11 protein-coding genes are annotated in these 11,870 nt (G+C 61.6%); all 11 read right to left on the bottom strand.

The window, feature by feature from the left end; all coding sequences use genetic code 11:
* Positions 1 to 16: 16 nt before the first annotated feature.
* On the bottom strand, positions 17 to 790 hold the full coding sequence (locus tag OC445_RS22530; protein WP_213159352.1) for a 3-hydroxybutyrate dehydrogenase: 774 nt from the start codon (positions 788 to 790) through the stop codon (positions 17 to 19).
* 7 nt (positions 791 to 797) lie between these two features.
* Positions 798 to 2,189: a GntP family permease gene (locus OC445_RS22525; RefSeq protein WP_054896542.1), complete on the bottom strand. Its 1,392-nt coding sequence runs from the start codon at positions 2,187 to 2,189 to the stop codon at positions 798 to 800.
* A 286-nt stretch (positions 2,190 to 2,475) separates the two neighbouring features.
* Positions 2,476 to 3,876: a sigma-54 interaction domain-containing protein gene (locus OC445_RS22520; protein WP_198791085.1), complete on the bottom strand. Its 1,401-nt coding sequence runs from the start codon at positions 3,874 to 3,876 to the stop codon at positions 2,476 to 2,478.
* Positions 3,877 to 4,021: 145 nt separating this feature from the next.
* Positions 4,022 to 5,593, bottom strand: a complete 1,572-nt coding sequence (locus OC445_RS22515) for an ABC transporter ATP-binding protein (protein WP_054896540.1) — start codon at positions 5,591 to 5,593, stop codon at positions 4,022 to 4,024.
* Positions 5,594 to 5,603: 10 nt separating this feature from the next.
* Entirely contained in the window at positions 5,604 to 6,626 is a 1,023-nt protein-coding gene (locus OC445_RS22510; protein ID WP_034125731.1) for an ABC transporter permease, read from the bottom strand.
* Complete coding sequence (locus OC445_RS22505) at positions 6,626 to 7,684, bottom strand: microcin C ABC transporter permease YejB (protein WP_005788805.1); 1,059 nt, start codon at positions 7,682 to 7,684, stop codon at positions 6,626 to 6,628. Before OC445_RS22505 ends, OC445_RS22510 begins: the two co-directional genes overlap by 1 nt.
* Complete coding sequence (locus OC445_RS22500) at positions 7,684 to 9,543, bottom strand: extracellular solute-binding protein (RefSeq protein ID WP_054896539.1); 1,860 nt, start codon at positions 9,541 to 9,543, stop codon at positions 7,684 to 7,686. Before OC445_RS22500 ends, OC445_RS22505 begins: the two co-directional genes overlap by 1 nt.
* Positions 9,544 to 9,672: 129 nt before the next feature.
* Complete coding sequence (locus tag OC445_RS22495; protein ID WP_034125729.1) at positions 9,673 to 9,954, bottom strand: peptidylprolyl isomerase; 282 nt, start codon at positions 9,952 to 9,954, stop codon at positions 9,673 to 9,675.
* Between the two features lie 107 nt (positions 9,955 to 10,061).
* Complete coding sequence (locus OC445_RS22490) at positions 10,062 to 10,556, bottom strand: DUF1543 domain-containing protein (protein ID WP_034125728.1); 495 nt, start codon at positions 10,554 to 10,556, stop codon at positions 10,062 to 10,064.
* 144 nt (positions 10,557 to 10,700) lie between these two features.
* Entirely contained in the window at positions 10,701 to 11,183 is a 483-nt protein-coding gene (locus OC445_RS22485; protein WP_054896538.1) for a copper chaperone PCu(A)C, read from the bottom strand.
* The gene (locus OC445_RS22480; protein ID WP_034125726.1) at positions 11,183 to 11,791 is read right to left on the bottom strand and encodes an SCO family protein; all 609 of its coding nucleotides are present in this window, start codon (positions 11,789 to 11,791) and stop codon (positions 11,183 to 11,185) included. Before OC445_RS22480 ends, OC445_RS22485 begins: the two co-directional genes overlap by 1 nt.
* Positions 11,792 to 11,870 lie beyond the last annotated feature (79 nt).

Below are 11,870 nucleotides of genomic sequence, written 5' to 3'. Positions count from 1 at the left end.
CACGGTCATCACGGGTTTACTGGGCCAGCCAGCCACCATCGATGTTCCAGGCCGCGCCGCGCACTTGGGCGCCGGCTTCACTGCACAAGAACAACACCAGTTCCCCCAGTTGCGACGGCGTCACAAACTCCAGCGACGGCTGTTTCTCTGCCAACAGATCCTGCTGCGCTTGCTGTGGGTCGACCCCAGTGGCCACGCGATCATCAATCTGCTTCTGCACCAGCGGCGTCAGCACCCAGCCCGGGCAGATGGCGTTGCAGGTGACATTGCTGGTGGCGGTTTCCAGGCCCACCACCTTGGTGAGGCCGATCACCCCATGTTTGGCCGCGACATACGCCGCCTTGCCCACTGAGCCGACTTGCCCATGCACCGAGGCGATATTGACGATGCGCCCCCAGCCCTTGGTCTTCATGCCCGGCAAGCTCAGGCGTGTGCTGTGGAACACCGAGGACAGGTTGATGGCGATGATCGAATCCCAGCGCTCCACAGGGAAGTCTTCTACCGCTGCCACATGCTGGATACCGGCATTGTTGACCAGGATGTCCACGCCACCGAACTCGCGCTCGGCGTAGGCGAGCATGTCGGCGATCTGCGCGGGGTCGCTGACGTCTGCCGGGTGATGCCCGACCTTGCCGCCAAAGGCCTGCACCTGGGCGATCACCGCGCTGGCGTCGCCAAAGCCGTTGAGAATCAGGTTGGCGCCGGCCTTGGCCAGGCTCAGGGCAATCCCCAAGCCGATGCCGCTGGTGGAGCCGGTGACCAGGGCGGTCTTGCCATTCAAAGTTGTCATGAAAACCTCACACAATGCCGGTGGCGTAGAAAGTGCCGATCACCACGAACACCGCAAGGGTCTTGATGATCGTGATGCCAAAAATGTCCTTGTAGGCTTCGCGGTGGGTCAACCCGGTGACCGCCAGCAGCGTGATCACCGCGCCGTTGTGGGGCAGGGTGTCCATGCCGCCGCTGGCCATGGCCGCGACTCGGTGCAGCACCTCAAGGGGGATATTGGCCGCGTGGGCGGCTGCAATGAAGCTCTCGGACATCGCCGCCAGGGCGATGCTCATGCCGCCGGAAGCGGAGCCGGTGATACCGGCCAGCAAGGTCACGGTGATCGCTTCGTTGACCAGCGGGTTGGGGATGCCCTTGAGCCAGTCCGCCAGTACCAGAAAGCCTGGCAGCGAGGCGATCACGGCGCCAAACCCATATTCCGACGCGGTGTTCATCGCCGCAAGCAATGCACCGCTTACCGCGCTTTTACTGCCTTCGGCCAGCTTGCTCTTGATCGCCGAGAAGCCGAACACCAGCACCACGATAATCCCCACCAGCAATGCCGCCTGCACCGCCCAGATCGCGGTGAGCTTGGCGATTTCGGTGGTCACCGGCGCGCTCATGCCCGGCAGGCTGAGGCTGTGGGTCTTGCCGTACCACTGCGGGATCCAGTGGGTGAACAACAGGTTCATCACCCCCACCAGGATCAACGGCGACAGCGCGACCCATGGGTTGGGCAAGGCAAGGTTGTCGGCGGTTTCCGGCTCATTGCGCAGCTCGGTGCCATAGCCTTCACCGGCACGCTGGGCCTTGTTGCGCTGGCGTGCGAGGTAGAGCATGCCGGCGCAAAACACGAAGATCGTGCCGATCAGCCCCAGCCACGGTGCTGCCCAGGCGGTGGTGTTGAAGAAGGTGCTGGGGATGATGTTCTGGATCTGCGGCGTGCCGGGCAGGGCGTCCATGGTGAACGAGAACGCACCGAGGGCGATGGTCGCCGGGATCAGGCGCTTGGGGATATTGCTCTGGCGGAACATCTCGGCGGCAAACGGGTACACCGCAAACACCACCACGAACAGCGACACGCCACCGTAGGTGAGCAGGGCGCAGACCAGCACGATCACCAGCATCGCCTGGCGCGTGCCGAGCAAGCGGATCGCAGCGGCCACGATCGAGCGCGAAAACCCCGACAGCTCAATGAGCTTGCCGAACACCGCACCGAGCAGGAATACCGGGAAATACAGCTTGATAAAACCGACCATCTTTTCCATGAACACCCCGGTAAAGGCAGGTGCGACGGCGGACGGGTCGGTGAGCAGCACCGCGCCAAGGGCGGCGATGGGGGCGAACAGGATAACGCTATAGCCACGGTAGGCGGCCAGCATCAGCAGCGCGAGCGCGGCCAGGGCAATGATCACACTCATGGTGTGTCTCCATCGGATTGTTATTGTTGTGGGTGAGGCTGTGGGAGGAAGCTATAGCGAGATGTGTGCCAGATTTATAACTTGTTGATATATATAGATTTATTTACTTTTTAACGACGGTTTTCCAGAAGGCAGTCTCAATCGAGAGACGAGTGGAGATCCCTTGTGGGAGCTGGCTTGCCTGCGATAGCGGTGTAACAGTGCCATATTCCCTAGCTGAACCAACGCTATCGCAGGCAAGCCAGCTCCCACACAGGATTGTCTCCATAGTGGGAATCTAGTCTCTTTAATGAGACTGGGTTATTCCAAGAGCCAGCATTTTTTTATACAACGTTGACCGCCCAAGCCCCAACCGCTTGGCTGCCTCTACCACATTCCCTTCACACGCCGTGAGCGCGGCTGCGATCACCTGCCGATCTAACCGTTCCCGTGCCGCACTGAATGTCTCTTCTTCCATCGACACCAGCGCACGGCGTTCAACCGGCGTAAAAGTGCCAATCGCTGTGCGTATCTCCTCGGCATTCAACACCAAGTCATCACTCAGCAACGCCGCCCGCTCCAGCACATTGCGCAGCTCGCGGATATTGCCCGGCCAGGCATGTTGGGCCAACAGCGCCAGGGCATCGCGGTCCAGTTCGTGCTGGCTGCGCAACTCCTCAAGGATCGCCTCGCTCAGCGCCGGAATATCCTCCAGCCGTTCACGCAGCGGCGGCACCTGGATCGGCAGCACGTTGAGGCGGTAATACAGATCGGCGCGAAACTCGCCACGCTTGATCGCCGCTTCCAAGTCGATGGACGTCGCGGCAATCACCCGCACATCGCTGTGCAGCATCTCGTTGGAGCCCACCGGTTCGAATTCCTTTTCCTGCAACACCCGCAGCAATTTGCTTTGCAGTGGCAGCGGCATGTCGCCGATTTCATCGAGAAACAACGTGCCGCCCTGGGCAATCTGGAACTTGCCGGGGCGACCCTTGCGGTCGGCACCGGTAAAGGCGCCGGGTGCGGTGCCGAAGAATTCGGCTTCAAGCAGATCATGGGGGATCGCCGCGCTGTTGACGCTCACAAAGGCTTTGTGCGCCCGTGGCGATGCGCCGTGAATGGCCTGGGCCAGCAGCTCCTTGCCGGTGCCGGTCTCCCCGAGCAGCAATACCGGCGAATCGGCACTCGCACTGCGCCGCGCCCGGCGCTTGACCTCAAGGCTGGCGGCGCTGGTGCCGATAAAGTGCGCGAAGTTGTATTTGCTTTGCCGCGAACGCAGCAGCGAGCGCGTGGAGGCCAGCTCCTGCTGCATGCTCAGGTAGCGCTCGATCAGCGGCGACAGGTTGCGCAGTTCATCGAACAGCGCAAACCCAATCGCGCCGATCACCGCCCCGGCCTCGTCGTGGATCGGCAGGCGCATCACCACCAGCGGGCCTTTGGGAGTGTCCTGGATATCCAGCAGGATCGGCCGGTCGTTGCGCACCACCTGGCGCAGCAGGCTGTTGGAAATCACCTGCTCGCAAGGCTGGCCGATGGCTTGGTCGGCGCTCTTGAGGCCAAAACGCTTGGCGTAACGCTCGTTCATCCACACGATGTTCGCATCGCGGTCGACGATGACTGTGCCCTCGCTGGACTGCTCGATGATCTCGAACAGCGACTGGATGGCCAGGCCGCGAACCTGTTGGTAGTCCTTGAGGCTGGTACTCATGGGTACAGAATCCTGTTAATGATCGTTCCCACGCTCTGCGTGGGAATGTCTACCGTGACGCTCTGCGTCACTCGGCGTAGGGCCAAGACACGACGCGGAGCGTCTCGGGTTGTGTTCCCACGCAGAGCGTGGGAACAATCTCACCTCACAAAGGGATGTGCGCTGCTGCCAGCAGTTCTTTGGTGTACGGGTGTTGGGGCGATTCGAACACATCATGGCTCGCGCCACGCTCTACCACCTTGCCATCCTTGACCACGATCATGTCATGGGCCATGGCCCGCACCACCGCCAGGTCATGGCTGATAAACAGGTAGGTCAGGCCGTATTTGTCCTGCAGTTCGCGCAGCAGCGCCACCACTTGTTTCTGCACTGTACGGTCGAGGGCCGAGGTCGGTTCGTCGAGCAGCATCAGCGCTGGCTTGAGTACAAGGGCGCGGGCAATGGCGATGCGTTGGCGCTGGCCACCGGAAAACTCATGGGGGTAGCGATGTCGGCTGGCAGGGTCGAGGCCCACGTCCTTGAGCACCTGGATGACTTGCGCGTCACGCTCGGCCAGGCTGCACGGCGCGTGTACTTCCAGGCCCTCGCTGATGATCTGCTGCACCGACATGCGCGGGCTGAGGCTGCCATAGGGGTCCTGGAACACCACCTGCATCTGCTTGCGCCATGGGCGCATCTGCTGATGGTTGAGCGGGTCCAGGGCCTCACCCTGGAAGCGAATGCCGCCGCTGGAGTCGAGCAAGCGCAGGATCGCCTGGCCCAGGGTGGACTTGCCGGAACCGGACTCGCCGACAATCCCCAGGGTTTTGCCGCGCTGCACGCTGAGGCTGATGCCGTCCACCGCGCGCAGGTAGGTCTTGGCCCGGAACAGCCCGCCACCGAGGGGGAATTGCACGCTCAGGTCATCCACTTCCAGTACCGTCTCACGGGGCTCGCTGCACAGCACATCGCCCGAGGGCTCGGCGTCCAGCAGCAGGCGGCTGTAGGGATGCTGCGGTGCGGTGAACAAGGCCTGGCAGTCAGCCTGCTCGACGATTTCGCCGGCACGCATCACACAGACCCGCTGGGCGATACTGCGCACCAGGTTGAGGTCATGGCTGATCAGCAGCAGCGACATGCCCAGGCGTTGTTGCAAGGACTTGAGCAGCAGCAGGATCTTGCGCTGCACCGTCACGTCCAGCGCCGTGGTGGGCTCGTCGGCAATCAGCAGTTCGGGCTCGCAGGCCAGGGCCATGGCGATCATCACCCGCTGGCGTTGGCCGCCGGACAATTGATGGGGGTAGGCCTTGAGCCGTTCCTGGGGTTTCTGGATGCCCACCAGTTCCAGCAGTTCGAGGATGCGCGCCTGCGCCGCCTTGCCGCCCAGGCCCTTGTGCAGCAGCAGGGTTTCGCCGATCTGCTTTTCGATGCTGTGCAGCGGGTTGAGGGAGGTCATCGGCTCCTGGAAGATCATGGCAATGCGGTTGCCGCGCAATTTTTGCAAGGTGCTCGGTGAGGCGCCGATCAGTTCCTGGCCGCGATACTTGATGGAGCCCAGGGTTTCGGTGCCGGCTTGCGGCAGCAGTTGCAGGATCGAATGGGCCGTCACCGACTTGCCCGAGCCCGACTCGCCCACCAGCGCCAGGCACTCGCCCGGGCGCACGTCCAGGCTCAGGTTGCGCACGACGGTCTGGCCGTTGAAGGCGACGCACAGGTCGCGGATTTCGATCAGGTTCATACGCAGTCACTCATGAGCGGGGGTCGAAGGCATCACGCAGTGCCTCGCCGATAAACACCAGCAACGACAGAATCAGCGCCAGGGTGAAAAACGCCGTCAAGCCCAGCCACGGCGCTTGCAGGTTCTGCTTGCCCTGGCCGATCAGCTCGCCCAGGGAGGCGCTGCCGGCGGGCATGCCGAAGCCAAGGAAATCCAGAGCGCTCAAGGTGGATATCGCCCCGGTCAAGATAAATGGCAAATAGCTGAGGGTCGCGGTCATGGCGTTGGGCAGGATGTGCCGGCGAATGATCTTGCCGTCGCCCAGGCCCAGGGCGCGTGCGGCCTTGACGTACTCCAGGTTGCGCCCACGCAGGAACTCGGCGCGCACCACGTCCACCAGGGCCAACCAGGAAAACAGCGCCATGATCCCCAGCAACCACCAGAAGTTCGGCTCCACAAACCCCGACAGGATAATCAGCAGGTACAGCACCGGCAGGCCAGACCAAACCTCGAGGATGCGCTGGCCGAGCAAGTCCACCCAGCCACCGTAGTACCCCTGCAACGCCCCGGCGGCAATGCCAATGACGGCGCTGATGGCGGTCAGGGCCAGGGCAAACAGGATCGACACCCGTGCACCAAAGATCACCCGGGCCAACACATCGCGGGACTGGTCATCGGTGCCCAGCCAGTTCACCGCCGACGGCGGGCTCGGGGCAGGGCGGGAGAGTTCGTAGTTGGGCGTGTCATCGCTGAACGGAATCGGCGGGAACAGCATCCAGCCGCCATCCTGCTTGATCAGCTTTTGCACGTAGTCACTGCGGTAGTCCGCCTGGAACGGCAACTGCCCACCGAACTGCTGCTCGGTGTAGCGCTTGAACACCGGAAAATACAGCTCGTTCTTGAAACTGAGCACCAGGGGCTTGTCATTGGCGATCAACTCGCCGCCCAGGGTCAGGATAAACAGGCCGATAAACAGCCACAGCGACCACCAGCCACGGCGGTTTTTCTTGAAGCGCTCGAAGCGTCGGCGGGCCACGGGGGAGAGGTTGAGCATCAGGCGTTCCTCGCGGCGAAGTCGATACGCGGGTCCACCAGGGTGTAGCAGAGGTCACCGATGAGTTTTATCAAGAGGCCGAACAGGGTGAAGATAAACAGCGAGCCGAACACCACCGGGTAGTCGCGGGACACGGCCGCCTCGTAGCTCATGCGGCCCAGGCCATCGAGGGAGAAGATCACCTCGATCAGCAGCGAACCGGCAAAGAACACGCTGATAAACGCTTGGGGAATCCCCGAGATCACCAGCAACATCGCATTGCGGAACACGTGACCGTACAGCACCCGGCGTTCGCTCAAACCCTTGGCGCGGGCGGTGACCACGTACTGGCGGGTAATTTCATTGAGGAACGAGTTCTTGGTCAGGATGGTCAAGGTGGCAAAGCCGCCGATCACCAGCGCCGTTACTGGCAGTACCAGGTGCCAGAAATAGTCGGCGATTTTGCCCACGGTGCTCAGTTCGGCGAAGTTTTCCGAGACCAGCCCGCGTACCGGGAACCAGTTCAGCGAGGTGCCGCCCGCGAACACCACGATCAGGAACATCGCAAACAGGAACGCCGGCATCGCGTAACCGATGACGATGGCCGTGCTGCTCCACATATCAAAGCTGCTGCCATGGCGCACGGCCTTGCGTATGCCCAGCGGGATCGACACCAGGTAGGTGATCAGCGTGGCCCACAGGCCAAGGGAAATCGTGACGGGCATCTTTTCCAGGATCAGGTCAGTCACCGTCGCGCCACGAAAGAAGCTGTTGCCGAAGTCCAGTTGGGCATAGTTCTTGAGCATCAACCACAGGCGTTCCGGCGCGGATTTGTCGAAGCCGTATTGTTTCTCGATGTCCTTGATCAGCTTCGGGTCCAGGCCGCGGCTGGCTCGCGAGCCGCTGATGCCTTCGCCGGATGCGCCGGCTACACCACCGCCGCCAATGCCTTGCAAGTGGGCGATGGCTTGCTCCACCGGCCCGCCGGGCGCGGCCTGCACGATTACGAAGTTCACCAGCAGGATGATCACCAGCGTCGGGATGATCAGCAGCAGGCGCCGTACGATATAGGCAAACATCAGTGGGCCTCTCCGCGTTTTTTCAACTCAGCCTGCATTTGTTCGTTCGTCAGCGGGGTGGGGCTGACTTCCCACCAGGTTTCCAAGGCTTCGTCGTTCTTCGCCTCGATGGCCGGGCGCCCGAAACGGTTCCACCATGCGGCGGAGGTGCCCGGTGGGTAATAGTTGGGGATCCACAGGTAATTCCATTGCAGTACGCGGTCCAGGGCGTGGGCATAGGTGAGCATCTTCGCCTGGGTGTCGGCCTTGACCAGGCCATGGATCAGCGTATCGACGGCCGGGTCCTTGAGTACGATGTAGTTGTTGGCGCCCGAATCGAACGCGGCGGCAGAGCCGAAATAGTTGTACAGCTCCATGCCGGGCGAGGTGGTGACTGGGAAACCCGTGACGATCATGTCGTAGTCGCGGGCCATCAGTCGGTTGACGTATTGCGAGGAGTCGATGCGGCGGATGTTCAGGGTAATGCCGATCTGCGCCAGGTTGCGTTTGTAGGGCAGCAACAGGCGTTCGAGGCCGTTCTGGACGTTGAGGAAGGTGAATTCCAGTGGCTCGCCCTGGGCATTGACGAGTTTGTCGCCCACAGGTTTCCAGCCGGCGTCTTCCAGCAGGGCCAAGGCTTGCAACTGTTTGTCGCGGATCATGCCACTGCCATCGGTGACCGGGGCCTTGAACACCTGGGTGAACACCTCGTCGGGAATCTGCCCGCGCAGGGGTTCGAGGATCGCCAGTTCTTGCGGGGTGGGCAACTGGCTGGCGGCCAGCGGGCTATTGGAAAAATAGCTCTGCTGTCGGATGTACAGGTTGCGCATCATCTGCCGGTTGGCCCATTCAAAATCCCACAGCATCGCCAGGGCCTGGCGCACGCGGCGATCCTTGAATATCGGTTTTTGCACGTTGAACACATAGCCCTGGGCCGGCTGCGGCATCTCCTTGGCCAGGTGCGCGCGCTGCAGGCGGCCATCGTCCAGGGCCGGGCCGTTGTAGCCGATGGAGTAACCGGTGGCGGAGAATTCACGGTTGAAATCATAGGCGCCGCCGCGTAGCACTTGTCGCGCTACTTCGGTGTCGCCGAAGTACTCCAGGCTCAGGTGATCGAAGTTGTACAGGCCGCGGCTGACCGGCAAGTCCTTGCCCCACCAGTCGGGGTCACGGGTGAAGGTGATGGTACTGCCGGAGTCGATCTTGCTGACCTTGTAAGGGCCGCTGCCCAGTGGCGCTTCGTAGCCACCGCCGTTGGCAAAGTCGCGGGTCTTCCACCAGTGCTCGGGGAACACCGGCAAGGTAGCGATATCCAGGGGCAGGGTACGGTTTTCGTTGCTGGAAAAGTCAAAGCGCACCTGGCGCTCACCTTCGACCTCGACGTGCTTCACGTCGGCAAATAGCGTGCGAAAGCGCAAGCTGCCTTGGGTCATCAGCACGTCAAAGCTGTAGCGCACGTCTTGCGCGGTGATGGGCTTGCCATCGGCAAAGCGCGCCTTGGGGTTCAGGTAGAAGCGCAGTGACAGGCCATCGTCGGCGCGCTCCATCTTTTGCGCCACCAGGCCGTAAACGGTGTAAGGCTCATCCAGCGAGCGCAACGCCAAGGGCGCATACACCCAGCCGTCGACCTGGGATACGCCGATGCCTTTGTCGATATACGGCAGCACATGGTCAAACCGCCCCACCTCCAGCGCGGAACGCCGCAGGCTGCCGCCCTTGGGAGCGTTGGGGTTGGCATAGTCGAAATGGCTGAAACCTTCGGCGTATTTGGCGGGCTCGCCGTACACCGTCAGGTAGGTTTGCGGGGCTGCGATCACCGCAGTGCTGGCCATTAGCAAGGCCAGGGTGGAACAGAGCAGAGATGAAAAAGCCAATCGCATTATCAGCCTTGAGCGCCGGGTAAGAGTCATAAGGATTTGTACGCTAACGGCCTGGGCATCGCCAGTCATCAGATGCACAACGGCCCACCAAAGGGCGGGCCGTTGTTTATAGCATCAGCGCGGATTGAATCAATCCTGGCGGCTGGTGACTTCCAGCAGGTGGTAGCCGAACTGAGTCTTCACCGGGCCTTGCACGGTGTTGACCGGGGCACTGAAGACCACGGTGTCGAATTCTTTGACCATCTGGCCTGGGCCGAACGAACCGAGGTCACCGCCCTGGCGGCTGGATGGGCAGCTGGAGTTGGCTTTAGCGATTTCTGCGAAATCAGCGCCGCCTTCGATTTGGGCCTTGAGTTCGTTGCACTTGTCTTCAGAGGCAACGAGGATGTGACGGGCGGTGGCTTTGGCCATGGTGAGTAACTCCTAGAGTAAAAAACGGTGAGCGTACCGGATTCAGGCGGTTATTTCTCGGCAAAGTTCCACTGGGTTTCAGCCGGCACTGTTTTCGCCGTGAGGATTCAAGGCAGCACAAGGTAGTCGTTGCGCTGCACGATCGGGCGGTGCGCCGCTTGCACCAGGTGGATATAGCGGCCGTCCACCAGGTCGATGGGCAGGCAGTCGTCGATATCCAGCACCGCGTCGGTGTGGGCCTGGGACCAGTGGCTGAGCATCTGCTGCTTGCCTTTGCCCATGGCCTCCTTTTTGTTACGGGCGACCACAAGTAGGTAGTGATGGGACTCGCCAAAGCTATTGGCTTCGTAACCGCCCAGGTTGATGAAGTACAGGCGGAGTGCATCGCCGTGGGGCGCCAGGTGGCTCAGTTCAACCTTCCAGCCGTCGACGCCATCGACGGCCATCCATGAATCGATGTGTACGCCTTTGGGGCTGCCGAACCAGGCGTCGCGTAATTGCGGGTAGGTGGCTTGCAGGGTGTCCGCCACGGCGAACACCACATCGTGTACTTCGATCCTGGCCCGCGGGTGCTTGCCCCCGAGCATGACGACAAACAGCATTACCGATGATTCCTGGGGAGGGCGGCCTGACAGCCTATCTGATCACTCCCGGCAATCAAACTGTGGGAGATTCTATGGATGAGGGGCAACCCTCAACCAACGTTACCGGGGAGCAGAGCAAGAGCTGCAGGCTTGTTTGCGCAATCAATGCATCTTGCTATGGTCCATCTTGCTGTGGTCCATGCCATCCAGCCCACGCGCCGTTGCCTTCACTTCGACGGCCTGCTTTTCACCCTTGGCATCTTCTACCGTAAGGGTCAGTGGTACCTGGTCGCCTTCCTTGATCTGGCCGGTCAGGCCCATCAACATGACGTGGTAGCCGTTGGGGTCGAGCTTGACGGCTTTGCCGGCAGGCAGGGCCACCGAGCCCACCGGGCCCATGCGCATGACATCGTCCTTCATGCTCATCTCATGAATCTGCACGTCCTTGGCCACTGGCGATGCCACGCTCAACAGTTTGCTGTCGCTGTCGGCTGTGAGGGTCATGAAGGCGCCACTGGACGGTTGGCCCACTACGGAGGCGCGTACCCAGGCGTCAGTGACTTGTACCTGGGCACTGGCGTGGGCAGCGAGGCCCAGCAGGGTTAGACCGAGGGTGAGACGCTTGAGGTGTTGAACGGCAGTCATTAGCAGACCTCCATGACGGTGAGCAGGTCTTCTGCGCACTCTTGAGCGGTAAGGGATGCCTGCAAGCCAAGGCGCAGGTTGCCACGGGTGTCGAACACGAAACTGGTGGCGGTGTGGGAGAGGGTATAGGTGTCGCCGGCGGGGATCTTTTCATAAAAGATCCCGAACTCCTTGGCGGCCACGGCGATTTCTTCCGGGGTGCCGTAGAGCGCTTCGAAGCTTGGGTCGAAGGCCTTGACGTAGTTGTCGAGAATTTCGGGGGTGTCGCGCTCGGGGTCCAGGGTGATGAACACCACCTGCATGATCTTGCCATCGCGGCCCATCAGCTTCTTGGCCTGGGCGGCGCGGGCCAGGGCTGTCGGGCAGACGGCCGGGCACTGGGTGAAGCCGAAGAACACCACCGGCATCAGGCCGCGGTACGAGCTCAGGGTGACGGTTTCGCCGTCGGTGTTCTTGAGCTTGAAGGTGCGGCCCATGATCTTGTCACTGAGGTCCTTGCCGTACTTGAAGTTCAGCTTGGGGCTGTAGTCACAGCCGCCCAGCAGGCTGCCCAGACCCAATAGGCCCATGCCGGTCAGCACTTTGCGGCGGGTGAATAACGTACTCATCAACTGTGCATCCTGTGAAACGCCTGTAGGGCCGTGGAGCTGCTCCGCCAGGCTTTGAAAAGGAGTAACGAGAAGGGTG

It is taken from the genome of Pseudomonas sp. Pse35, assembly GCF_024519715.1.
Lineage (GTDB): Bacteria > Pseudomonadota > Gammaproteobacteria > Pseudomonadales > Pseudomonadaceae > Aquipseudomonas > Aquipseudomonas paracarnis.
The sequence above is the reverse complement of the archived record's forward strand: the minus strand, read 5'-3'. Positions and strand labels throughout refer to the sequence as shown.